At 65.0% G+C, this 23,815-nt stretch carries 20 protein-coding genes and 2 tRNA genes; 16 read left to right on the forward strand and 6 right to left on the reverse strand.

Annotated elements, in window-relative coordinates; genetic code table 11:
• Window positions 1-22: 22 nt before the first annotated feature.
• From ACFVSJ_RS08950 to ACFVSJ_RS08965, 4 genes are all read right to left on the reverse strand, one after another.
• Window positions 23-2,482, reverse strand: coding sequence for an ABC transporter permease (locus tag ACFVSJ_RS08950; protein ID WP_387436028.1), 2,460 nt, complete (start codon window positions 2,480-2,482; stop codon window positions 23-25).
• 3 nt (window positions 2,483-2,485) lie between these two features.
• Window positions 2,486-3,280 carry an ABC transporter ATP-binding protein gene (locus tag ACFVSJ_RS08955; RefSeq protein ID WP_387436031.1) on the reverse strand — a complete coding sequence of 265 codons (795 nt, stop codon included), beginning with the start codon at window positions 3,278-3,280 and terminating at the stop codon, window positions 2,486-2,488.
• Between the two features lie 104 nt (window positions 3,281-3,384).
• Entirely contained in the window at window positions 3,385-4,098 is a 714-nt protein-coding gene (locus tag ACFVSJ_RS08960) for a response regulator (protein ID WP_387436033.1), read from the reverse strand.
• 3 nt (window positions 4,099-4,101) lie between these two features.
• Window positions 4,102-5,286, reverse strand: coding sequence for a sensor histidine kinase (locus tag ACFVSJ_RS08965; RefSeq protein WP_387436035.1), 1,185 nt, complete (start codon window positions 5,284-5,286; stop codon window positions 4,102-4,104).
• Between the two features lie 121 nt (window positions 5,287-5,407).
• Here ACFVSJ_RS08965 and ACFVSJ_RS08970 point away from each other — a divergent pair, with 121 nt between their 5' ends.
• The 10 genes from ACFVSJ_RS08970 to ACFVSJ_RS09015 all read left to right on the forward strand — a co-directional run bounded on the left by ACFVSJ_RS08970 (window position 5,408) and on the right by ACFVSJ_RS09015 (window position 15,801).
• Window positions 5,408-6,460 carry a 3-isopropylmalate dehydrogenase gene (locus ACFVSJ_RS08970; RefSeq protein ID WP_387436037.1) on the forward strand — a complete coding sequence of 351 codons (1,053 nt, stop codon included), beginning with the start codon at window positions 5,408-5,410 and terminating at the stop codon, window positions 6,458-6,460.
• A 123-nt stretch (window positions 6,461-6,583) separates the two neighbouring features.
• Window positions 6,584-7,696, forward strand: coding sequence for a branched-chain amino acid aminotransferase (locus tag ACFVSJ_RS08975; protein WP_387436039.1), 1,113 nt, complete (start codon window positions 6,584-6,586; stop codon window positions 7,694-7,696).
• 209 nt (window positions 7,697-7,905) lie between these two features.
• Window positions 7,906-8,712 (forward strand): MBL fold metallo-hydrolase, encoded by an 807-nt coding sequence (locus ACFVSJ_RS08980; protein WP_387436171.1) that lies wholly within the window; start codon window positions 7,906-7,908, stop codon window positions 8,710-8,712.
• Window positions 8,713-8,742: 30 nt separating this feature from the next.
• Entirely contained in the window at window positions 8,743-9,519 is a 777-nt protein-coding gene (locus tag ACFVSJ_RS08985; protein WP_387436041.1) for a fumarylacetoacetate hydrolase family protein, read from the forward strand.
• Window positions 9,520-9,627: 108 nt separating this feature from the next.
• Entirely contained in the window at window positions 9,628-11,148 is a 1,521-nt protein-coding gene (gene gltX, locus ACFVSJ_RS08990; RefSeq protein WP_387436043.1) for a glutamate--tRNA ligase, read from the forward strand.
• 13 nt (window positions 11,149-11,161) lie between these two features.
• Window positions 11,162-11,890, forward strand: coding sequence for an HAD family hydrolase (locus ACFVSJ_RS08995; protein WP_387436045.1), 729 nt, complete (start codon window positions 11,162-11,164; stop codon window positions 11,888-11,890).
• A 137-nt stretch (window positions 11,891-12,027) separates the two neighbouring features.
• Window positions 12,028-12,099, forward strand: a tRNA-Gln gene (locus ACFVSJ_RS09000).
• Between the two features lie 129 nt (window positions 12,100-12,228).
• A tRNA-Glu gene (locus ACFVSJ_RS09005) sits at window positions 12,229-12,301 on the forward strand.
• 99 nt (window positions 12,302-12,400) lie between these two features.
• Window positions 12,401-14,185 (forward strand): dynamin family protein, encoded by a 1,785-nt coding sequence (locus ACFVSJ_RS09010; protein ID WP_387436048.1) that lies wholly within the window; start codon window positions 12,401-12,403, stop codon window positions 14,183-14,185.
• Entirely contained in the window at window positions 14,182-15,801 is a 1,620-nt protein-coding gene (locus ACFVSJ_RS09015) for a GTPase (protein WP_387436050.1), read from the forward strand. The genes ACFVSJ_RS09010 and ACFVSJ_RS09015 overlap by 4 nt, the downstream gene beginning before the upstream one ends.
• Window positions 15,802-15,821: 20 nt before the next feature.
• Here the strand turns inward: ACFVSJ_RS09015 and ACFVSJ_RS09020 are convergent, their stop codons facing one another.
• Complete coding sequence (locus tag ACFVSJ_RS09020) at window positions 15,822-16,358, reverse strand: DUF1697 domain-containing protein (RefSeq protein WP_387436052.1); 537 nt, start codon at window positions 16,356-16,358, stop codon at window positions 15,822-15,824.
• Window positions 16,359-16,374: 16 nt separating this feature from the next.
• On the reverse strand, window positions 16,375-17,094 hold the full coding sequence (locus ACFVSJ_RS09025; protein WP_243541036.1) for an IclR family transcriptional regulator: 720 nt from the start codon (window positions 17,092-17,094) through the stop codon (window positions 16,375-16,377).
• 110 nt (window positions 17,095-17,204) lie between these two features.
• Here ACFVSJ_RS09025 and leuC point away from each other — a divergent pair, with 110 nt between their 5' ends.
• The 6 genes from leuC (at window position 17,205) to ACFVSJ_RS09055 (ending at window position 23,793) form a co-directional block, all read left to right on the forward strand.
• Window positions 17,205-18,656 (forward strand): 3-isopropylmalate dehydratase large subunit, encoded by a 1,452-nt coding sequence (gene leuC / locus ACFVSJ_RS09030; RefSeq protein WP_387436055.1) that lies wholly within the window; start codon window positions 17,205-17,207, stop codon window positions 18,654-18,656.
• Window positions 18,657-18,665: 9 nt separating this feature from the next.
• Window positions 18,666-19,265: a 3-isopropylmalate dehydratase small subunit gene (gene leuD, locus ACFVSJ_RS09035; protein ID WP_387436057.1), complete on the forward strand. Its 600-nt coding sequence runs from the start codon at window positions 18,666-18,668 to the stop codon at window positions 19,263-19,265.
• A 216-nt stretch (window positions 19,266-19,481) separates the two neighbouring features.
• Window positions 19,482-20,807 carry a UDP-N-acetylglucosamine 1-carboxyvinyltransferase gene (gene murA, locus ACFVSJ_RS09040; RefSeq protein WP_387436059.1) on the forward strand — a complete coding sequence of 442 codons (1,326 nt, stop codon included), beginning with the start codon at window positions 19,482-19,484 and terminating at the stop codon, window positions 20,805-20,807.
• 12 nt (window positions 20,808-20,819) lie between these two features.
• On the forward strand, window positions 20,820-21,605 hold the full coding sequence (locus ACFVSJ_RS09045) for a lysophospholipid acyltransferase family protein (RefSeq protein WP_387436061.1): 786 nt from the start codon (window positions 20,820-20,822) through the stop codon (window positions 21,603-21,605).
• A complete protein-coding gene (locus ACFVSJ_RS09050) occupies window positions 21,602-22,654 on the forward strand; it encodes an NAD(P)H-dependent glycerol-3-phosphate dehydrogenase (RefSeq protein ID WP_387436063.1) in 1,053 nt (350 codons plus the stop codon). The genes ACFVSJ_RS09045 and ACFVSJ_RS09050 overlap by 4 nt, the downstream gene beginning before the upstream one ends.
• Window positions 22,654-23,793, forward strand: coding sequence for a D-alanine--D-alanine ligase family protein (locus tag ACFVSJ_RS09055; protein ID WP_387436065.1), 1,140 nt, complete (start codon window positions 22,654-22,656; stop codon window positions 23,791-23,793). The genes ACFVSJ_RS09050 and ACFVSJ_RS09055 overlap by 1 nt, the downstream gene beginning before the upstream one ends.
• Window positions 23,794-23,815 lie beyond the last annotated feature (22 nt).

Raw genomic sequence — 23,815 nt, forward strand, 5'->3', positions numbered from 1 at the left:
AGGGCGGTTTCGTGAGAGAGCGTCAGGCGGTGGCGAGGCCCTCCACGGGGGACAAGCGAGCCGCGCGGCGGGCAGGAACCACCGAAGCCAGCAGCCCGGCCACCACCGCCACGCCAAACACCGCCGCCAACTGGAGCCAAGGCACCGAGGGAACAACTTCCGCCATGCCACCGAGCGTCGCCTGTGCCCCGAGCCAGCCGTAGACAATGCCCAGTCCTGCGCCGAGCACAGCCGCCACACCGGCCACCAGTACTGCTTCGATGGCGAGCATTCCGCGCAGCTGGCCCTTGGTCAGTCCCAACGCCCGCAGGAGGGAATTCTCCCGCGTGCGTTCCAGGACGGAGAGCGAGAGGGTGTTGGCCACACCGATCAGCGCGATCACGACGGCGATGCCCAACAGGCCCGTGACCACCAGCAGCAGGACGTCGATGATGCTGTTGAAGGTGGCACGTTCAATGGCTGAACCGCTGACCGTTCGCTCCGGGACTCCGAGGATGGAGGCGATGTCCTTCTGGAGCGCCTGCACCCGGTCACCGGAAACAGAGTCGTCCAGCTTCACCCACACCATTCCCGGCGTCCCCGGCAGGGCACCGGATCCGATCGTGGACGTTTCCACGAACGGCGGGATGTGCCGGGTCTTCAGGACCGTCGCGTCGAGCGATACCGTGCCCGCCGCCGCAGTGATGTTCGCCTTGCCCGTCGTCGAATCCTCCGGCAGGTACACCGTCCCGGGTGCCGGCTGCAGTTTAGCGTCCCGCAGGACGGCGGACGCATCGGCGCCGCTGATGGCGTAAACGGTTGTGCCGCCGTCGGGCGTAGTTGAGTCGGCGAGTTGGCCGACGGGCTGCAGCACGACGGCAGCGTCCACACCATCCAGGGACGCGATGCGGTTCACGGCAGCCGCGGCATCCGCAGTGCCCGTCTGGGCCGCAAGATCCACCGGATACGTCTCGGAAAGCGTCGAGTTGAACGCCTGCCGGGACGTCGCGGCCCCGGTCATCATCAGTGAAACCAAAGTGACGCCGATCAACAGCGCAGCAGCCGTTGCCGACGTGCGGGCGGGGTTGCGTGTGGCATTGACTGCAGCGAGCTTCCCGGGCACTCCGGCCGGTGCGGCCAGACGGCCGGCCCAGGCCACGACGGTCGGGATGAAGAGCGTGGAACACAGCAGGATGCCCACGAAGGAAACGGCCCCACCCAACAATGCCACCGGCAGGGAAACGGTCAGGCTCCCGGCCGCCAGCAACGCTGCACCACCGATCAAGGCCACCAAACCGACCACCAGTCGGACCTTGCCCCGGCGGTTCCGGACGGAAGCGTCGTCTGCGGGGCGCAAGGCGGCAAGGGGCGCGACGGCGGTAGCCGCCTTGGCGGGGACCAGCGCCGCCACGACGGTCAGCAGGGTTCCAGCCACGAGCCCCGCGATGATGGCCGACGGCGGCACAGCCAACGTGGCAAAGGACTGCTCAGGCTGTGTCCTGGCCCAGGCAACCAGTCCGGACATCAGGCCGATGGCGGCGCCAACGCCCAACACCGAGGACACGAAACCAACGATCAGTGCTTCCACCATGACCGAACCGCGGATCTGTGCGCGGCCGGCTCCAAGGCATCGCAGGAGCGCCAATTCCCTGGTGCGTTGGGCCACCAGGACGGAGAAGGTGTTCGCCACCACCAAGGTGGACACCAGGATGGCCACACCGGCGAAGGCCAGCAGGACGATGGTCAGTTGGTCCTGGCCGGCACTCAGCAGGGCCACGGTGGAGGTGACCTTCTCCTGGGCTGTTTCCAGGACCGGCGTCTCTGCCCCCGCGGCCTCCATGCGGCGCGCGATGTAGTCCTTGGCGGCGGCCACATCCTGGCCGGGCTTGAGCAGGAACTGCAGGCCAGTGAAACCCGCACCGCTGTCCTGCACAGCATTGAGCACTGAGGGGCCAGCGATAAGCTGGGCGGCCGAAGCCGCGAAAGGATCGTTGGTGGACTGCACCAGCCCGCTGATGGTCACCTTCGCGTTCTTGACCGGACCGCCGCCGTGCAGTTCGAGCGTGCTGCCGGGAACCAGGCCAAGGTGCTGGGCCGACTTGACGTCGATGACCGCGTCGAAGGGTTTGGACGGCATGGCGCCCGACGTCAGCACCGCTCCCTCCAGGGACGGAGGCGCCGCGTTCCGCAGCCGGCCGAACTGTTCGCCGCCACCGGCCTCGAAGGTCACGTACGCGGAGCGCTCTCCATAGCTGTCTTGTACGGCGGGGGACGAAGCCGCAGCATCCACCGCCGCCTGGCTGAGCGGCTCACCGCTCCGGGAGGTGGCAACCAGGTCCGCCTTGCGATAGGCCTCACCAATGCTGGCACCCAGCGAGGCATTGGTGCTGGCGCCGACCATGAGGGTGGCTGCCAGGAACATGACGGACAGCATCACCGCCAAGCCAATGGCCACGAAGCGCCGGTAATGGGTGGTCAATTGGGACAAAGCAACGCGCAGCACGCCTTACGCCCCCAACTTGCCGAGGGCAGCCAGCACAGATTCCGGGGTGGGTTGGTGGATCTCGCCCACCAGACCCCCGTCACTCATGAGGACCACGCGGTCGGCGTAGCTCGCGGCGACGGGATCGTGCGTCACCATGATGATGCTCTGGCCCATTTCCTGGCTGCTGCGACGCAAGAGGGCAAGGACTTCGCCTCCGGCCTTGGAGTCCAGGTTTCCGGTGGGCTCGTCGCCAAAAACGACGTCGGGTCGCGTCAACAGTGCCCGGGCAACAGCAACGCGCTGCTGCTGTCCGCCGGACAGCTCATGTGGGCGGTGCTTCAACCTGTCCTTCAACCCAAGGGTGGTCACCACGGTATCCAGCCAGCCGGCGTCGGCCGTTGTCCCCGCCAGCGCAAGCGGCAGCGTGATGTTCTGTTCGGCAGTCAGAGTGGGCACCAGGTTGAAGGCCTGGAAGACGAAGCCGATCCGTTCGCGCCGCAATGCCGTGAGCTCCCGGTCGTGGAGCCCCGTCAGCTCGGTGCCACCCAGGACAATCCGGCCGCTGTCCGCTGTATCCAGGCCAGCCAGGCAGTGCATGAGGGTGGACTTTCCAGAGCCGGAAGGACCCATGATGGCCGTGAACTTCCCAGCCTCGAAGCTCACTGAAACGTCGTCCAAGGCCATGACCCGGGTATCGGCGCGGCCATAGCTCTTGCTCAGCGAGAAAGCTTCGACGGCGGGACGCGGCTTGTCGGCATCGGCGCCGGAGGGCTGATCCGGGACGGAAGGGTGCGGTACGGACGTGAAAGTTGTCATGGTTTCACGCTAGGTGGCCGGGGTGTCCAAGCGGATCGCCCCAAAGGCCCATTCCCGCACCCTGCGGACTCATACTTGGGTCTGAGACCCGGGTATCGGCAGGACTACATGCCCGGGGCCACCACGCCGGTCTCGTACGCGATGACCACGATCTGTACCCGATCCCGCGCGCCGAGCTTCGCGAGGATGTGGCCCACGTGCGTCTTCACTGTGGCTTCAGAGAGGAACAGGCCCGCAGCGATCTCGGGGTTGGACTGCCCTTGCGCGATCAAGAGGAACACTTCGCGCTCGCGGGCGGTCAGTGTCTCCACTGCAGCAGCGTGTTCGCTTTGCTCTGGGGTCTGCGTCCGCAGCAGTGGAGCCACATGGTCCAGCAAACGCCGCGTGGTGGACGGCGCAATCACCGCGTCTCCCCGGTAGACGGTGCGGATAGCCTCCAGGAGTTCTTCGGGCGGGGCGTCCTTCAAGAGGAATCCGCTGGCGCCGGCGCGGATGGCGGCCAGCGCGTATTCATCGAGGTCGAATGTTGTCAGGACCACGATCTTCAGCTCCGCCCGTTGGGATCCGGCCGGTTGGGCTGCGGCCTGCTCCAGGATGCGCCGTGTGGCTTCGATGCCGTCCATTCCGGGCATGCGGACGTCCATGAGGACCACGTCGGCCGCAGTTGCATTGAGTGCTTGGATGGCTTCAATGCCGTTTCCCGCCTCCGCCACCACTTCCAGGTCAGGCTGGGAGTTGATGAGCATGCCGAATCCTGAACGGACCAAGTGCTGGTCGTCCACAAGTGCCACCCTGATGGGTGAGGAAGGTTCGGGCATGGTTCAGGCCTCCGTGTAGGGGATGAATGCGGACACGCGGAAACCGCCGCCCTGTTCCGGGCCTGCGGACAAGGAACCATCGTAGAGCGCAATCCGCTCTTCCATGCCGCGGAGGCCGTTCCCGCCGCCCGGGGCCGGGGGATCGGCAGCCGCACCGCGGCCGTCGTCCACAATGTCCAGCTCCAGTCCCCGCCCTTGCCAGGCCAACACAACGCTGGCCGTCGCTTTGGGGCCGCCGTGCTTGATGACGTTGGTGAGGGCTTCCTGGATGGTGCGGTAAGCCGTCAGTTCAGCTCCGGCGGGGAGGTCCCGGCGGGGTACGCCACGCTCTTCGAAGGCTACTTGGAGGGTAGCCGCCCGGAATCCCAGGAGGAGCTCGTCCAAGTCGGCCAGGCGTGGCTGGGGGCGGGTGGGCGAGTCGTCGTCGGACCGGAGCACGCCCAGGAGCCTGCGCATCTCGCTGAGTGAGTCGCGGCCCGTCGCAGCAATCGTGGCGAGGGCCTGGGTGGCCAGTTCCGGCTTGGCCACTGCCGCGTAGCGTGCACCGTCGGCCTGGGTGATGATGACGGAGAGCGAGTGTGCCACGATGTCGTGCATCTCGCGGGCGATGTGCGAACGTTCGTCGGCGGCAGCGAGCTGGCGTTCCTGCTGCTGCTCGATTTCCAGTCGCCGGGTGCGGTCCTCGAGCGCTTGGAGTTGGAGTCGCCGCACGCGCGTGAGGTCGCCGAGGGTCCAGCTGACCAGCACCAGCATCCAGATCAGCACGGTGTACAGCGCGCCAATCGTGAGCCCAAGGATTCCGGATTCAGCCGAACCGGAATACTCGCGGGTGGTGAGCATGACCCCACCCAGCACGCCCAGGATCAGCACTGTGCGGCTGGCCCAGACCGGGCCATAGGCGGCGGTGGCGTAGATGATGAGTGGCACGGCGATTTGCCCGGCAACCGGTTCGGCCCCCGCCGCCCATTGGACCAGGCAGACCAAGACCACGACGGCGGCAGCCTCCACCGGGCGCGTGCGTCGCCAGGCGAGGGGCAACAGGAGGCCGCACGACAGGGCGAAGAGGAAGGGCCGTCCTGCGAGAAGGTACACCGGACCGAAGAGGAGAAGGAGGACGACGGTTGCCGTGAGGTCCACCTTGAAGCGGTTGATCCGGAACCATTCGTATATCGCGTGCCTTCTGTCCACGGTACGACTCTAAGCGCGCGGAACGGGCCGGGCATCATGCCGAGGGTGGAGCTTTCCGCGCGGGTGTTCAAGAAGTGAGACGATTTTGACCAGCATGTGGATTCTGCGGCTAGATGGTCATATGAGTGCATCGTCCATCAATCTCGCTGTCATCCCCGGCGACGGCATTGGCCCAGAGGTCATCGCCGAAGCCGTCAAGGTCCTGGAAAAGGCTGTCGCCGCAGAAGGCGTCACCCTCGAGCAGACCCACTACAAGTTGGGTGCCCAGCACTGGCTCGAGACCGGCGAAACCCTCCCGGACGAGGTCCTGGCCGATCTCCGTACGCGCGATGCCATCCTCTTCGGCGCAGTGGGCGCGGCACCGGGCGACACCCGGATCCCGTCGGGCATCATCGAGCGCGAAATGCTGCTCAAGCTCCGTTTCAGCCTGGACCACTTCGTGAACCTGCGTCCCTCCCGGCTCTACGGAACCGTGGGCAGTCCGCTGGCGAACCCCGGCAACATCGACTTCATCGTGGTCCGCGAAGGCACCGAAGGACCTTACGTCGGAAACGGCGGTACCTTGCGTGGGGGAACCCCGCACGAGGTAGCCACCGAAGTCTCGCTCAACACCGCTCACGGTGTGGAGCGCGTGGTACGTGACGCTTTCCGTCGGGCGAACGAGCGCCCACGCAAGCACGTCACCCTGGTCCACAAGCACAATGTGCTGGTCTTCGCCGGTCACTTGTGGAAGCGCACGGTCGAGGCCGTGGCCAAGGAATTCCCCGAGGTCACGCACGACTACCTGCACATCGATGCCGCCACCATCTTCCTGGTGACCGACCCCGCGCGCTTCGATGTGATCGTCACCGACAACCTCTTCGGCGACATCCTGACCGACCTCGCAGCTGCCGTTACCGGCGGCATCGGGCTCGCAGCATCAGGCAACATCAACATGGACCGCACCGCACCATCCATGTTCGAACCCGTCCACGGCTCCGCGCCGGACATCGCAGGCCAGCAGAAGGCGGACCCCACTGCTGCGATCCTGTCTGCAGTGCTGTTGCTGGACCACCTTGGCTACACCTCGGCGGCCCGCAAGATCGAAGCGGCAGTCGTTGCCGACGTCGAAAACCGCACCGGCGAACCGCGCAGCACCGCTGCCATCGGCGACGCCATTGCGGCCGCACTTTAGGCCCATTACCCAGGCGTAAGCTTGTCTTGAATTATTTACCTGCTTCCTTGGTCCATCGCTGAACCATCTCCTCTTCCATGGGGCCATGGTTCGCACTGCCAGGTAGCTGACTGTGGAGGAAACATGACTCAGACTGCCCATGGCGTCGAATTCAGCCAGCAGCTTTCGGCCAACCCGAAGTCTGTTGAGGAGCGTGCAGCCATCCTGGCGAACCCGGGATTTGGCGACTACTTCACCGACCACACCGCCGTCGTCGATTACAAGGTCGACGCCGAAGGCAAGGGCGGATGGCAGAATGCCCGCGTAGAGCCGTACGGTCCGATCACTTTGGACCCCTCGGCCGCCGTGCTGCACTACGGCCAGGAGATTTTCGAAGGCCTCAAGGCCTACCGTCACGCCGATGGTTCGGTTTGGACTTTCCGTCCCGAGGCCAACGCCGCCCGGCTCAACAAGTCCGCACGCCGCCTCGCGCTTCCGGAACTGCCGGAGGAGTATTTCCTTGGCGCCATCCGCGAACTCGTGCAGGCAGACAGCGAATGGGTTCCCTCCGGCGACGGCGAAGCGCTCTACCTGCGCCCGTTCATGATCGCCACCGAGGCGTTCCTGGGTGTCCGGGCAGCCCGTGAAGTATCCTTCCGCGTCATCGCCTCGCCCGCCGGCAACTACTTCGGCGGCGAACTCAAGCCGGTGTCCATCTGGATCTCCCGTGAGTACGCCCGCGCAGGCCGCGGTGGTACCGGTGCTGCCAAGTGCGGCGGCAATTACGCTGCGTCCTTGATCGCACAGCAGGAGGCTGAGGCCAACGGTTGCAAGCAGGTCCTCTTCCTGGACCACTTCAACGACGACGCCGTGGAAGAACTGGGCGGCATGAACGTCTTCTTCGTTTTCAAGGACGGCTCGCTGGCGACTCCTGCACTGAGCGGCACCATCCTTGAGGGCGTGACGCGCTCGTCGGTCATCCAGGTGGCCAAGGACATGGGACGCGAAGTCTCCGAACGCAAGATCACCCTGGACGAATGGCGCGACGGCGTCGCGTCCGGCGAAATCACCGAAGTCTTTGCTTGCGGCACCGCGGCCGTGATCACCCCGATCGGCGTGCTGAAGGACGCCACGGAATTCATCGGCTCCGAGGACGCGAAGGCCGGTGAAACCACCATGGCCATCCGCGAGCAACTGCTCGGCATCCAGACCGGAACGGTCGAGGACCGCCACGGCTGGCTGACCCGCCTGGTCTAGGTCCCCAAAAGTACGACGACGGCCCCCGCCTTAGGTGACAAGGCGGGGGCCGCCGTCGTCCCCGGACGCTCTCTCACGAAAGCCCCCTTTCCCGCGGACGCTCTCTCACCGAGGACCCATCAGGTGAGAGAGCGTCGGGTGGAAGGTGCGGTTATGTGAGAGAGCGTCGGAAGGGGTGTCAAGATGGAGAGGTGACTTCCGACGACGCAATGGCCACCGACTTCCAGCCCGACGCCTCCTCCCAGCCCGATGCCGGCTTCCAGCGCAGCAGCGGACTGACCCGGTTCCGCTTGGCACCGAACCCCGGCCCCATGAGCCTGGATGGCACCAACTCCTACATCATCGGCGCGCCCGGTTCCGAACATGTTGCCATCGTCGACCCCGGTCCCGAGGACGGCCCGCACCTGGCGGCGTTGGCAGCGGCCGGAAAGGTCGACGTCGTCCTCATCACCCACCGCCATGCAGACCACACCGAAGCCTCTGCCCGTTTCCATGAGCTGACGGGGGCGCCCGTAAGGGCAGCCCTCGCAGAACACTGCCATGGCGGGGGACCGCTCTCTGACGGCGAGGTGATCCATGCAGGCGGCGTCGAAATCCACGTTCTTGCAACACCCGGCCACACCTCGGATTCCGTGTGCTTCCACCTGCCCGCCGATGGACCGACGGGGTCGGTCCTGACAGGGGACACCATCCTGGGCCGCGGCACCACCGTGCTGGACTATCCGGACGGCCGCTTGGGGGACTACCTCGCCAGCCTGGACCGGCTCGAGGCGCTTGGCCCTGCAACCCTGCTTCCGGCCCACGGACCGGTGCTTCCCGCGCTCGACGAAAAGTGCCGCGAGTACCGGAACCACCGTGAAGAGCGGCTCAACCAGATCCGCGCTGCACTCGAGCAAGTGGGGGTGGACGCCACCATTGGCGAGGTCACCGACGTCGTCTATTCCGACGTCGATCCATCCGTCCGCTGGGCGGCCGAGACCTCGGTGGCGGCGCAGTTGGATTACCTGCGCTGCTGAAGCGCCCCGCCTGACGGTAGGCTTGAGCCCATGCGTATCGCCCGGTTTGTAATTGACTCTGATCCCCTTTACGGCGTCGTCGAAGGCGAGCCCGGCAGTGAGGAAATCACTGTCATCAACGGCGACCCGTTCTTCAACGGTGTTGAACGAACCCACACCAAGCACAAGCTGGAGGATGTCAGGCTCCTGGCGCCGATCATTCCCCGCAGCAAGGTGATTGGCGTGGGCCGGAACTTCGCGGAACACGCCGCTGAACTGGGCAATGAAATCCCGCAGTACCCGCTGCTGTTCCTGAAGCCCAACACCGCAGTCATCGGCCCGAACGATCCCATCGTGCTGCCCGAGTTCTCCGAGGAGATCTCTTTCGAAGCGGAACTGTGCGTCGTGATCGGCCGCATCTGCAAGGATGTCCCGGAAGAACGCGCGGACGACGTCATTTTCGGTTACACCTGCGGCAACGACCTCACGGCCCGCGACGTCCAGAAGACCGACCTCCAGTGGGCGCGGGCCAAGGGCTTCGATACCTCGGCACCGCTTGGCCCATGGATCGAAACCGAACTTGATCCGGACGACGTCGCCATCCAGGCACGCCTCAACGGCGAGCTCCGGCAGGATGGCAACACGACCCAGATGATCCGCGGCGTCCGCGAACTCGTTTCGATCGTTTCCCACGCGTTCACGCTGCTCCCCGGCGACGTCATCATGACGGGCACGCCGGCCGGCGTCGGACTCCTTTCCGAAGGCGACCGTATTGAGGTGGAGATCGAAGGCATCGGCCGCCTTTCCAACCCGGCAGTCCGCCGCTGACGCAGCCGGCCACAGCAGAAAGTCCGACGGCGGTACTCTCGCGGGTGCCGCCGTCGGGCCCTTCCGGCGGGAAAACGGAGAGACGCCAAGCGGTAAAGTTGAAGCACTATGACTACTGCTTCTGCGTCGAACGCTGCCTCCAGCGCCATCCCTGCCGTTAACGCCGAGACCCCGGTCCGGGTCCGGTTCTGCCCGTCACCCACGGGCACACCCCACGTGGGCCTGATCCGTACGGCTCTCTTCAACTGGGCCTATGCCCGCCACACCGGTGGCAAGTTGATCTTCCGTATCGAGGACACGGACTCTGCCCGGGACAGCGAGGAGAGCTACCACCAGTTGCTGGACGCGCTCAAGTGGCTCGGCATCAACTGGGACGAAGGCATCGAGGTGGGCGGGCCGCATGAGCCTTACAGGCAGTCGCAGCGCGGGGACATCTACCAGGACGTCATCGCCAAGCTCAAGGCCGGGGGACACGTTTACGAGTCCTACTCCACGCCGGACGAGATCGAAGCCCGCCACAAGGCAGCAGGCCGCGACCCCAAGCTCGGCTATGACGGCTTTGACCGCCACCTGACCGAGGAACAGCTCGCCCAGTTCAAGGCAGAGGGCCGTGAGGCAGTCCTTCGCCTGCGGATGCCGGATGAAGACATCACGTTCACGGACCTGGTGCGCGGCGACATCACGTTCAAGGCGGGCTCGGTTCCCGACTTCGCGGTGGTGCGTGCCAACGGTGCGCCCCTGTACACATTGGTGAACCCGGTGGACGACGCACTTATGGGAATCACGCACGTGCTTCGCGGTGAGGACCTCCTGAGCTCCACGCCGCGCCAGATCGCGCTGTACCGTGCGCTCTACGCCATTGGTGTGGCCGAGTACATGCCGGAGTTCGGCCACTTGCCCTACGTCATGGGCCAAGGCAACAAGAAGCTTTCCAAGCGCGACCCCGAGTCAAGCCTGTTCCTTCACCGGGAACGCGGCTTCATCCCCGAGGGCTTGCTGAACTACCTGTCCCTGTTGGGCTGGTCGCTCAGCGCCGACGAGGACATCTTCACCGTGGAGCAGCTGGTGGCCAACTTCGACATCCACGACGTCCTGGGCAACCCGGCACGGTTCGACCTGAAGAAGGCGGAAGCGATCAATGGTACCCACGTCCGCATGCTCTCTCCCGAGGTGTTCGAGGAAAGGCTTGTTCCCTACCTGCGTGCCGCCGGTTTCGTAGGCGAGATCCTCACGCCGCGCCAGGAGGAGATCCTGCGGGAGGCAGCTCCGCTGGTCCAGGAGCGCATCGCGTTGCTGGGGGAGGCTCCGGAGATGCTGGCCTTCCTGTTCAAGGCCGACGATTCAATCGACGTTGCCGATGACGCACGCAAGGGACTCCCGGCCAATCTTGAGGAAGTCCTCGATGCTGCCCTCGCTGCGCTTGAGCCGATCGGGGAGTGGACCGCCGAGAACATCCAGTCAGCGCTCAAGCAGGCGTTGGTGGAGGACCTTGGCATCAAACCACGGGCCGCCTTCGGCCCTGTCCGCACGGCAATCTCCGGCCGCCGGATTTCGCCGCCACTTTTCGAGTCGATGGTCATCCTGGGCAAGGATTCCTCCCTTGCCCGTGTCCGCGCTTTCCTCGGCTAGAAAGGATCGGGGCATGGCGATCGCAAGTTCCTTTGGCACCATCCGCGGTGTGCTTTTCGATATCGACGACACCCTGGTGGACCTTGAGTACGCCATGACCACTGCGCTGCGGGATGTCAGCGAACATCTCCTGCCCGGCCTGGACCAGGCCGGGTGGGTGAAGTTCGGACGCATCTTCACGCACGAAACCACTCATTTCTACGACCGGTACCTGGCCGGGGAACTCACCTTCAACGAGCAGCGCCTGCTGCGCGGCAGGGCGGCGCTCGGCCACTTCGGCGTGGAACTTGCCGAGGGCGCCGATTCCCAGGCCTGGGTGGCCGAGTATCACCAGAGGCAGACGGCCTACGTCCGGGCTTTCGAGGACGTCGCCGGAGTCCTGGATGCCTTGGACGACGCCGGAGTTCCCTACGGTGCGGTGAGCAACAACGTGCACGACTACCAGCGGGCCAAGCTTGACGGCGCCGGACTTTCCCGGATCAAGATTCTGGTTGGAACCGATACCGTGGGCGTGCCCAAACCGGATCCCGCCATCTATCTCGAGGGCGTCCGCCTCCTGGGAACCACCCCCGCGGAGACCCTGTACGTAGGCGACAACAGGCTTCTGGATGCGGATGGAGCCAGCGCGGCCGGCCTGGTTGGCGTATGGCTCAACCGGACCGGTGAAGTGGTGGAAGACTTCGCCGGACGCCAGGTTGACTCGTTGTCCCGGCTCCTTGTCCAGGCGCCTGCACGGGCCTGAAGTTCTGTGACGCAGCTAACGCTCTCCCGATTTGTGCAGGTCAAAAGTCTCGGGTAGAGTAATTACTCGTGCTGAGGGGCGCGGAGGGAAAAACCAAGGGAAAACCGCGGTGAGGAACTCCGGTCCGAAAGTCACTTTGGGATATGGTGTAATTGGCAACACTACGGTTTCTGGTACCGTCATTCTAGGTTCGAGTCCTGGTATCCCAGCTCTGGAATTCGGTATGAAAATACTGAAATTCACGGAGAATCCGAATTGATTCATTGATTTGGAAACAGGCTGAAAGTATGAAATACTCATTCAGCTTGATCGCCGGAAACGGCGATAAAAAAGTACAAGGCCCCATCGTATAGCGGCCTAGTACGCCGCCCTCTCACGGCGGTAACGCGGGTTCGAATCCCGCTGGGGTCACAAGCAAATCCCCCGGAGCGCTGCTCCGGGGGATTTCTTTTTTCCACAATGCACTCCGGGCGCCACGGTTGGCAGCCAGTTGACTGGCATGATGAAGCAGTGACCGCAGATCAGGAACCTTCAGAACCGGGGACAGGCCCTTCTTCCCGACAATCGCCGGAACCCGCTGTAGCCGCCCTCGAAGCGGCCCGGGACGATCTTGCAGGCACTGCCTTGCCCCTGGCCCTGCCGGACACGGAGGTCCACCGCCGCTGGATCCGGGAAGTCCTGGCCCAGTTGGACGACTACATTATTCCCCGCTACCAAAGTCTCGACGCCCCGCTTCTCGCCGTCGTCGGCGGATCGACAGGTGCCGGTAAATCAACGCTCGTGAACGCCTTGGTGGGTTATCCCGTGACGCGGGCAGGAGCGATCAGGCCCACCACCCGCCAGCCCATCCTCTTGCACAATCCCACCGATTCCGCGTGGTTCGAGGGCACCCGGATCCTGCCCGGCCTGGCCCGCATCCGGGGGACTGTTGCCGGCACGCCCCTTCCCGCCAACCAGGCCGGACCCACGCCGGATGCGGCAGCCATCGCGTCTTTGGTGCTTGTAGCCCACGAACATGTCCCTCCCGGTGTAGCGCTCCTCGACGCCCCTGACGTCGACTCGATCTCGGACCAGAACCGCAGGCTGGCAGGTCAGCTTCTGGCGGCCGCCGACCTGTGGATCTTCGTCACCACTGCCAACAGGTATGCCGACGCCGTCCCTTGGCGCCTGCTCCTGGATGCCGCGGCGCGGGACATTACCGTGGCTGTCGTCTTGGACCGGGTGCCGCCGGCTGCCGAGGCCGAGGTCCGCGATGACCTGCAGGCCATGCTTGCCCGGCAAGGGCTCGGTGCAGCGCAATTGTTCGTGGTCCATGAGACGGTTTTGGATGACCTGGGGATGCTGCCTTCCGGGGCCATCGAGGAGCTGCGCCAGTGGTTGGAGACCCTCGCCGGGAATGCTGCCGAACGCAGTGGCCTCGCGCGCCGGACGCTCAGCGGCGCACTCAAGGCGGTCTCCGGACGGATCGAGGAGATAGCCGCCGCGGCCACGGCCCAAGGCTCTGCCGCCAACGAACTCCGTGCCGCGGCCAATGACGGGTATGCCCAGGCCCTCCAGCGAATCCTGGAAGCCACCAAGGACGGCGCATTGCTGCGCGGTGAAGTTCTGGCCCGGTGGCAGGACTTTGTGGGGACAGGGGAATTCTTCCGTGCCGTTGAACAGAACATCGGGCGGCTGCGGGACCGCGTCGGTGCCTATTTTCGGGGTGAACCCGCTCCGGCAATAAAGGTGGAAACGGCAATCGAAACAGGATTGCAAGCGGTCATCCTGGACGAGGCCGCCAACGCGGCAGAAGCCGTGGACCGGAGGTGGCGCTCGGACCCTGCCGGCCGCCAGTTGCTGGGCACCGACGATCTCTCGGGAACCACGCCGGGATTCGACGCCCAAGCGGCGGCGGCAATCCGCCAATGGCAGGAAGGGCTCATGGAACTCATCCGCACGCAAGGCCAAGGCAAACGCACGCAGGCAAGGTGGCTCTCCTTCGGCGTGAACGGGCTGGGTGCGGCCCTCATGGTGGTGGTGTTCTCCATGACGGCAGGACTCAGCGGCTTGGAGATCGGCATTGCCGGGGGCACTGCTGTGGTGGGTCAACGGCTCCTCGAAGCTGTCTTTGGCGAGGGCGCCGTACGCCGGCTGGCCCAGCAGGCGAGGGAGGACCTGCAGGCGCAATGCCAGCGGCTCCTGGACGGTGAGCACGCCCGGTTCCTGGAACGCTTGGACGCTACCCCTCCTGGCGATGGTGCCAGGCTCCTCCACCATGCGAAAGAACTGCGCCGGTTAGCGGGTGCTGCATGAGCCGCCACAGCCAGGTGCGGGAGTCTTCCAAACTGCAACAGCGGCTCGAATCCCTCAATACGGCCCGGGAACTTGCCCAAGGTGTCCTGCCTGAGCCAGCCCTGCACTCCGTGTATGAGGTGCTGGACAGGGCGACTTCCCGGCGCTCGTTATCCGCGGGGCACACCGTGGTGGGCTTCTTCGGGGCCACGGGCAGCGGCAAGTCGTCCTTGTTCAACGCGGTGTCAGCCAGCAGCCTTGCCACCGCGGCAGCGCGCAGGCCCACCACGTCGGCACCCCTGGCCGGCATTTGGGGTGAAGACGGCAGCGGCGCCCTCCTTGACTGGCTCGGCGTGCAGGAGCGCCATGTCCTTCCGGACGTTGCGGGACTTGCAGGCCAGGAAACAGGGCTTATCCTGCTGGACCTTCCGGATTTCGATTCAACCAAGCTGGAGAACCGGCAACTGGTCCAACACCTGGTGGGCATGGTGGACGTGCTGGTGTGGGTCCTGGACCCCCAAAAGTATGCCGACGCCGCCGTACACAACGATTTCCTACGCCCCATGGCCTCCCACGGCGCGGTGACCCTGGTGGTCTTGAACCAGCTGGACAAGCTCAATCATGCTGATGCCCAGGCCGTCCAACAGTCGCTCGAAGGGATCCTGGACGCGGATGGGCTGGGGAACGTCCCGGTCCTGGGCGCTTCGGCGTTGACGGGCGACGGCGTAGCGGCCGTCCGCGGGGCCATCAGGAGCGTCGTGGTCCAGCGGGAGGCAGCAACCCAGCGCTTGGCGGCTGACGTTGCCAAGGCGGCAGCGGGCCTGGCGGAAGCCTCGGGCGCCGGCGAGGCGCGGGGCGCCACGGGCAGCTCGAAGGCGCAGCTGGCGTCGGAACTGGCCACCGCCGCCAATGTTCCGGTGGTGGTGGATGCCGTGGCGCGGTCGTTCAAGAGGGAGGCCGCTCGCCGGACGGGTTGGCCAGTGACGCGCTGGCTGCTCCGGTTCCGGCCCGATCCCCTCCGCCGCCTCAACCTCGGCCGCACTGACACCAGACCCGAACTGAACAGGACCTCGCTGCCGCCGGCGGGGGCTCCCGAGCGTGCCAGGACTGACACGGCTGTGCGGACCTTCGCTGATGATGCTTCAGAAGGCGCTCCTGGTCCGTGGCGCGCCGCCATCCGTGGCGTGGCACGCGAAGGACGGGACCAACTACCCGATGCCTTGGACCAAGCCGTTGCCGGTACCGACCTGAGGACGTCCAGGCGCCCCATCTGGTGGGCTGTCTTCAACGTAGTTCAGTGGCTCGCCTTTGTGCTGGCCGTCGGTGGGCTGGGCTGGCTGGGCGTCCTCGCCGCCCTTGGATACTTCCAACTGCCCGTACCTGAGGTTCCGAAAACGGAGGGCTGGCCTTGGCCCACGTTGATGGTTGCCGGGGGAGCCCTGCTGGGTGTGGTGCTGGCCCTCGCCGGCCGGTTGCTGGGTGGTTGGGCCGCCCGCATTCGTGCCAGGGGAGCGGCCCGGCGGTTGAAGGCGGCAGTTGCGAAGGTGGCGGGGGAGCACATCGTGGATCCCGTGGAAGTGGAAATCGCACGCCTCAAGGCCTTCAATGCCGCGCTGAAGGCAGCACGGGGCCACTGAGCCCCGGGGAGGACGCCGGTTCAGAGGGCGGCGGCAGCGTCCCTGACTTTGACCAAAGTGCGCAGGTTGCGGGTGGTGGTGCTCGCCTTGTAGCGCGCCTTTGCAGTCAATTTACTGAAGGGGCTGTCCAGGGTTCCGCCCGCTGGCGCAAGCCACGCCAGGGCTTCGGGTCCCAGCCGGGTCTGTTCCCCGGCGTCCAAGGCCTCGCCCGCTTCGAAGAGCTCATCCAGCATGGCCCTGTCCGAGGCCAGAGTGATGTAGCTGTGCGTCGTCTTGTCGTCGGCCGGGTAGGGGCAGGCCTCCACCAAAGCGGCCACCCGGTCGGCGGTCAACACCACCACCCAGGCGTCGTACCCAAAGGACGAGCGCAAGCACTTTTCGAACTCCGACTTCACTTTCGCGGCGCTGAGTTCGCTTTGCAGGACGACATTTCCGCTGGCCAACAGTGTCTTGACCTGGGAGAACGGGTAGTCCGAGAGTGCCTTCTTGAGGTCGGCCATCTTGATGTTGATGCCACCCACGTTGATGCCACGCAGGAACACAGCGTAATTCTCCACGGAAACCCTCCGCCGGTCAGTCGTTGCTCTTGCGCAGCGCTTCGGTGAGCACCCGCGCTGCGTTGCAGACCACTTCGGCGTGGAGTCGGCCAGGCTGGCGGGTGAGGCGCTCAATCGGTCCCGAGATCGAGACCGCGGCGATGACGCGGCCGGACGGACCGCGGACCGGAGCCGAAACCGAGGCGACCCCGGGCTCGCGTTCGCCGAGGCTCTGACCCCAGCCCCGGCGTCGTACGCCTGCCAGGACGGTGGGCGTAAACCGCGCGTTCTGCAGACCTTCCAGAAGGCGGTCGTGGTCCTCCCAGGCGAGCAGCACTTGGGCGGCGGAACCGGCCTTCATGGACAATTGGGTTCCTACCGGGATCGTGTCGCGAAGGCCGATGGGGCGTTCGGCCGAAGCGACACAGACACGCCAGTCACCTTGGCGGCGGAAGATCTGGGCACTCTCGCCGGTGGCATCGCGCAACTGTATGAGCACGGGTCCTGCCGAGGCAATGAGACGGTCTTCGCCGGCGGCGGACGCGAGCTCCACGAGGCGGCTGCCAAGGACGAAGCGCCCTTGGATGTCCCGGCTCACCAGCCGGTGGTGGACCAAGGCCAGGGCGAGCCGGTGGACCGTCGGCCGGGCCAGGCCCGTGGCGGCTACAAGTTGTGCGAGCGTCGTGGGCCCTGCCTCGAGCGCGTCCAGTACCTGGGCCGCTTTATCAATGACACCGACTCCACTAGAATTGTCCATGTAATGATATTGCCGTCTCAATATCTGAGATGCAAGTTGTTTCACTGGTCTATTTGGCAGCCGTGCTGGTTCAGTGGATGCAGAACAACCAACAGTGAAGGGAGCAGGCCGTGGGAAAGACACTGGCCGAGAAAGTCTGGGACGCGCATGTTGTGCGCAAGGGTGAAGGCGAAGGAGCCAATGCCCAGCCCGATCTTCTTTTCATCGACCTGCACCTGGTCCACGAGGTGACGTCCCCGCAGGCGTTCGAAGGCCTGCGCCTGGCGGGCCGCAAGCTGCGCCGCGTGGACCTCACCATCGCCACCGAGGACCACAACACTCCCACGCTGGACATCGACAAGCCCATTGCGGACCTCACCAGCCGCACGCAGATCGAGACCCTCCGCGCCAACTGCAAGGAGTTCGGCGTCCGCCTGCACTCGCTCGGCGACAAGGAACAAGGCATTGTGCACGTCGTTGGTCCGCAGCTCGGGCTGACCCAGCCTGGGATGACCGTGGTCTGCGGTGACTCGCACACGTCGACGCACGGTGCTTTTGGCGCGCTGGCCATGGGCATCGGCACGTCCGAGGTTGAGCACGTCATGGCCACCCAGACGCTGTCCTTGAAGCCTTTCAAGACTATGGCCATCAACGTCGAAGGCACGCTGCGCCCCGGAGTGACTGCCAAGGACATCATCCTGGCTGTGATTGCGAAGATCGGTACCGGCGGTGGCCAGGGCTATGTGCTGGAGTACCGTGGTTCCGCCATCCGCGCGTTGTCGATGGATGCCCGCATGACCATCTGCAACATGTCCATCGAAGCAGGCGCCCGCGCCGGCATGGTCGCTCCGGACCAGACCACCTACGACTACATGCAGGGCCGCCCCCATGCGCCCGAAGGCGCGGACTGGGATGCCGCCGTCGAATACTGGAACACGCTCCACACCGATGAGGACGCCACGTTCGACGTCGAGGTGGACCTGGATGCCAACACGCTGGAACCTTTCGTGACCTGGGGAACCAATCCGGGCCAAGGCGTGTCCCTCTCAGCCAAGGTGCCCTCTCCGGAGGACTTCGGCGACGAGAACGCCAAGCTTGCCGCGGAACGCGCCCTGACCTACATGGGCCTGGAAGCGGGAACCCCCATGAAGGACATCCGGGTGGATACGGTGTTCCTGGGCTCCTGCACGAACTCCCGGATCGAGGACCTGCGCGCCGCAGCGGACATCATCCGTGGCCGCGAGAAGGATCCGAAGGTCCGCATGCTGGTGGTTCCCGGTTCGGCCCGGGTCCGTCTCGAGGCCGAAGCCGAGGGCCTGGACAAGGTCTTCAAGGAGTTCGGAGCGGAATGGCGCTTTGCCGGTTGCTCCATGTGCCTGGGCATGAACCCGGACCAGCTGGAGCCCGGGGAGCGTTGTGCCTCGACGTCCAACCGCAACTTCGAGGGCCGGCAGGGCAAGGGTGGCCGCACGCACCTGGTTTCCCCGGTGGTCGCAGCCGCCACCGCCGTACGCGGCACGCTGAGCTCGCCGTCGGACCTTGAGTCCGCATCGGCCGGCACGCTGACCGGAATCGCAGTCTAGGAGGATCCCATGGAAAAATTCACCACCCACACCGGCATCGGCGTCCCGCTGCGCCAGAGCAACGTGGACACGGACCAGATCATTCCCGCTGTGTACCTCAAGCGCATCACCCGCACCGGCTTCGAGGACGCCTTGTTCGCCGCATGGCGCAAGGACGAGTCCTTCATCCTCAACCAGGAGCCTTTCAACGCGGGATCCGTGCTGGTTGCGGGTCCTGACTTTGGCACCGGCTCATCCCGCGAGCACGCCGTATGGGCCCTGAAGGATTACGGTTTCAAGGCCGTGCTTTCATCGCGTTTCGCCGATATTTTCCGCGGCAACTCAGGCAAGCAGGGCCTCCTCGCGGCTGAAGTCGCCCAGGATGATATTGAACTCATCTGGAAGGTCCTGGAAAACAACCCCGGCGCCGAAGTCAAGGTGGACCTGGTGTCCAAGACCGTGGAGTGCGGCAACGTCGTAGCGCCGTTCGAGATCGACGACTACACGCGCTGGCGCCTGCTGGAAGGCCTCGACGACATTGGGCTGACCCTGCAGCACGAGGAAGACATCACTGCTTACGAGGCCACCCGGCCATCGTTCAAGCCGACGACGCTTCCTGCGAAAAGCTGACGCTCCGCAGCAAGCGCATGGGGTGTGGCACACCCCAAAAGAAGACCGGATGGCCCTTTCCGAAGGGTCTTCCGGTCTTTTTTCGTTGGCGTCCGCAAAGCCGGGGATATCCCCGCCGCGCGGCCGCTGCATTTCGGTTCGGTAACGCGAGCTTCTATGCTTAGCTGGAGCCTTTGAAAGTATGGGGGGCGAGTAGTCGTGAGGAAACCGGTATAGATGAGTAGTGTTCTGACAATCCGCGGTGGGGTCCCTTTGACTGGACGAGTGACCGTGCGCGGGGCCAAGAACCTTGTACCCAAGGCCATGGTTGCGGCGCTGCTGGGCAGCGAACCGTCCGTGCTGCGGAACGTGCCGGAGATCAAGGACGTCGAGGTCGTCACCAGCCTCCTGCAGCTCCACGGCGTAACCGTGGCCAAGGACGCCGCCACTGGCGACCTGACCCTGGACCCGAAGGATGCCAAGACCGCGTCCAGCACGGCCATCGATGCACACGCCGGGGACTCCCGGATCCCCATCCTGCTGTGCGGGCCGCTGATCCATGCGATTGGCGAGGCGTTCATTCCCGACCTTGGCGGTTGCAAGATTGGCGACCGGCCCATCGATTACCACCTGAACGTGTTGCGCCAGTTCGGCGCCGTCGTCGAGAAGCGGCCGGGTGGCATCCACATTTCCGCCCCGCACGGCCTGCACGGTGCAAAGATTTCCCTCCCGTACCCCTCCGTTGGCGCCACCGAGCAGGTGCTGCTCAGTGCAACCCGCGCCGAAGGCATCACCGAGCTCTCCGGCGCTGCCACCGAGCCTGAAGTCATCGACCTCATTGCTGTCCTGCAGAAAATGGGCGCCATCATCAGCGTCCAGACGGACCGCACCATCCGGATCGAAGGCGTCAAGGACCTGCGCGGCTATAACCACCGGGCACTCGCGGACCGCAACGAGTCTGCCTCCTGGGCTTCGGCGGCTTTGGTCACCCGCGGCGACATCTTCGTTGAAGGCGCTTCCCAGCGGGACATGATGACGTTCCTGAACACGTACCGCAAGGTGGGCGGCGGAATGGACATCGGCGACGACGGCATCCGTTTCTACCACCCGGGCGGGAAACTGACGCCGTTGGTGTTGGAAACCGACGTCCACCCCGGCTTCATGACCGATTGGCAGCAGCCCCTCGTGGTGGCGCTGACGCAGGCCGAAGGCGTGTCGATCGTGCACGAGACCGTCTACGAGAACCGCTTTGGGTTCACCGACGCCCTGGCCCGCATGGGCGCCAACATCCAGGTGCACCGCGAGTGCCTGGGCAGCGTTCCCTGCCGGTTCGGCCAACGGAACTTCCTGCACTCTGCCGTGATTTCCGGGCCCACCCCGCTGCGCGGCACCGAGATCGACATTCCGGACCTCCGCGGCGGCTTCAGCCACCTCATTGCCGCTTTGGCAGCCACGGGAACCTCCCGGGTAACCGGCATTGACATCATCAACCGCGGCTACGAGCGCTTCACCGAAAAGCTCGCCGGCCTTGGCGCCGATTTCGACATCACCACCACCAAGTAGCAGGGGACCCCTTTGAAGGAATCGGCCAAGAGCCGTGCCACGTTCGTGTTGCTGGCAAGCATCGCGCGTCCATTGATGAATTTCCTGATGGCCAAGAAGTGGGAGGGCACGGAGAAGCTTCCAGCGGGCGGCTTCATCGCGGCCCCTAACCATTGCACCGAGATCGACCCCATCGTGATCGGCCACATGCTCTACAACCAGAAACGGCCGCCGCACTTCCTGGCGAAGTCGGGACTTTTCAAGGCGCCTGTGCTGGGTGCCCTGCTTAAGGCCACCAACCAGATCCCCGTGGAACGCTCGACGGCGGGTGCCAACCGTTCACTGCAGGTCGCCAAGGAGGTGGTGGACGCTGGTGGCGCCATCATCATCTATCCGGAAGGCACCCTTACAAGGGACCCGGACCTATGGCCCATGAAGGGCCACACCGGGGCAGCACGCCTGGCCTTGCAAACAGGCGCTCCGGTGGTGCCGATGGCCCACTGGGGCGCCCACGAAGTCTTTCCGCGGTACGCCAAGCGCTTCCACATCTTTCCCCGCAAAACAGTGCGGGTCCTGATCGGTGAGCCCGTTGACTTGAGTGCCTTCGCGGACCGGCCCATGGACCGGACCACGCTGACCGAAGCAACCGAGGTCATCATGGATGCCGTGACGGAGCTCCTGGCGACGCTCCGAGGTGAAGAACCACCTGCCCGGCGTTGGGATCCGGCTGTGCACCAGCAGGCAAAGCACGGACGGTTCGTTGAACGCGGAGCAGAGCCCGGCAAGGACAGGCCCGCGGAATCCGAGGGCGGCAAATGACCCTTCCTGAACCTGCCATCCCCGCTCCGGACAAGGTAGCTGTCCTGGGCGCAGGCTCATGGGGCACCACCTTCGCAAAGATCCTCGCGGACGCGGCGGCCGCCACAGGTGCCACACGCAGTGTCCAGGTGTGGGGCCGCCGCGCGGAAGTTGTCGCGGAAATCAACGCATCGCATCGCAACGGGCAGTACCTGAAAGACATCGAGCTTCCGCACGGCGTCACCGCTTCCACTGATGTGGCTGAGGTCCTTCAGGGGGCGGGCCTGGTTGTCCTGGCTGTCCCGGCCCAGTCCCTCCGGCCCCAACTGGGGGAGTGGAAACGCCTCCTGGAACCCAACGCCATTGTGGTCTCGCTTATGAAGGGCCTGGAACTCGGCAGCGATGCCCGCATGAGCGAGGTGATTGCCCAGGAGTTGGGGATCCCTGCTTCCCGCGTGGCCGTGGTGTCAGGTCCCAATCTGGCCATGGAAATCGCCCGGGAACAGCCAACGGCTTCCGTGGTTGCGTGCAGCGACGCCGAGACCGCAGCAGCCATTGCCCTGTGCTGCACTGCCCCCTACTTCCGGCCCTACACCAGCACCGACGTTGTTGGAGTGGAGATTGGCGGAATCGTCAAGAACGTGATCGCGTTGGCAGTGGGCATTTGCGAGGGCAAGCAGATGGGTGACAACACCAAGGCCTCCGTTATCACGCGTGGCCTGGCGGAGACCTCCCGGCTGGCCCTCGCACTCGGCGGCGAGGCACACACCATGGCTGGCCTCGCCGGCCTCGGCGACCTCGTGGCCACCTGTTCTTCGGCCTTGTCAAGGAACCACACAGCGGGGCGGCTCCTGGGCGAAGGACTGACCCTGGAACAGGTCTCACAGCAGATGACCCAGACCGCTGAGGGCATCAAGTCCGGTCCCGCAGTGCATGAATTGGCCGGCAAGTTGAATGTTGAAATGCCCATCACCGCAGCTGTGGTTGCGGTCCTTGAAGGCAAGATGTCCGTTGATGACCTGGGCCCGCGACTGCTGGCCAGGGCACTGAAGTCCGAAGGCGACTACTGATGGCCACTGAAGAAACCACTCCCGCGACCGGCCGGCGGCCCCGCGTCGCCATCCTCTTTGGCGGCCGGTCCAGCGAACACGCGGTCAGCTGCGTAACCGCCGCCGGCGTCATGGGAGCAATCGACCAAAACAAGTACGAGGTAGTGCCCATCGGCATTGCCAAGTCAGGGCAATGGGTTCTCGCATCAGGCGACACCAGCCAGTGGTCTTTGAGTTCCACGGCCCTGCCGGAGGTCGCTGCGTCGGATAAGACCGTCACGCTGGCTGAAATCGGCGGAGAGCACCAGCTCATCGTGACCGAACCCAACGCCGTTCCGCAGGAGCTCGGTTCAGTGGACGTTGTGTTCCCGCTCCTGCACGGACCGTGGGGTGAGGACGGGACCATCCAGGGGCTCCTGGAACTTTCGGACACCCGCTATGTTGGCGCCGGAGTCCTGGCGTCTGCCGTGGGCATGGACAAGCACTTCATGAAGGTGGTTTTTGAAGCCGCCGGGCTCACCGTTGGACCATACGTCGCGGTCACGGACCGTGAGTGGCTCACTGATGCCGAGGCCGTACGGAAACGGGTGGACAAGCTCGGCTTCCCGGTCTTCGTCAAGCCCGCCCGTGCAGGATCGTCCATGGGTATCTCCAAGGTTGATTCCCTGGAGGGCCTGGACGCAGCAATCGAAGAGGCTAGGCGCCATGACCTCAAGCTGGTCATCGAGGCCGGCATTGTGGGCCGGGAGATTGAATGTGCCGTGTTGCAGGGTCGCGGCACGGATGCTCCCCGGACCTCCATGCCTGGCGAGATCGCCGTTGCCGCCGGCGAGCACCAGTTCTATGACTTCGCCGCCAAGTACGTCGAAGATGGAGCCGCGGCCCTGAGCTGCCCGGCCGACATTCCCGAGGAAGCCATCGCACGGGTCCGCGAGCTTGCCGCCGTCGCTTTCGACGCCGTCGGAGCCGAAGGACTGAGCCGCGTGGACTTCTTCTACACGCCATCGGGCGAGTTGGTCATCAACGAAATCAACACCATGCCCGGGTTTACGCCCAAGAGCATGTACCCGCAGATGTGGGCCGCGTCAGGCCTGGCCTACGGTGATTTGATCGACGAACTGATCCACCTCGCCCTGACGCGCAAGACCGGCCTGCGCTAACCCAACTGAGTCGCAGTTAAGC

The sequence above is a fragment of the Paenarthrobacter sp. NPDC058040 genome (genome assembly GCF_042885775.1).
In the GTDB taxonomy this organism is placed as follows: domain Bacteria; phylum Actinomycetota; class Actinomycetes; order Actinomycetales; family Micrococcaceae; genus Arthrobacter.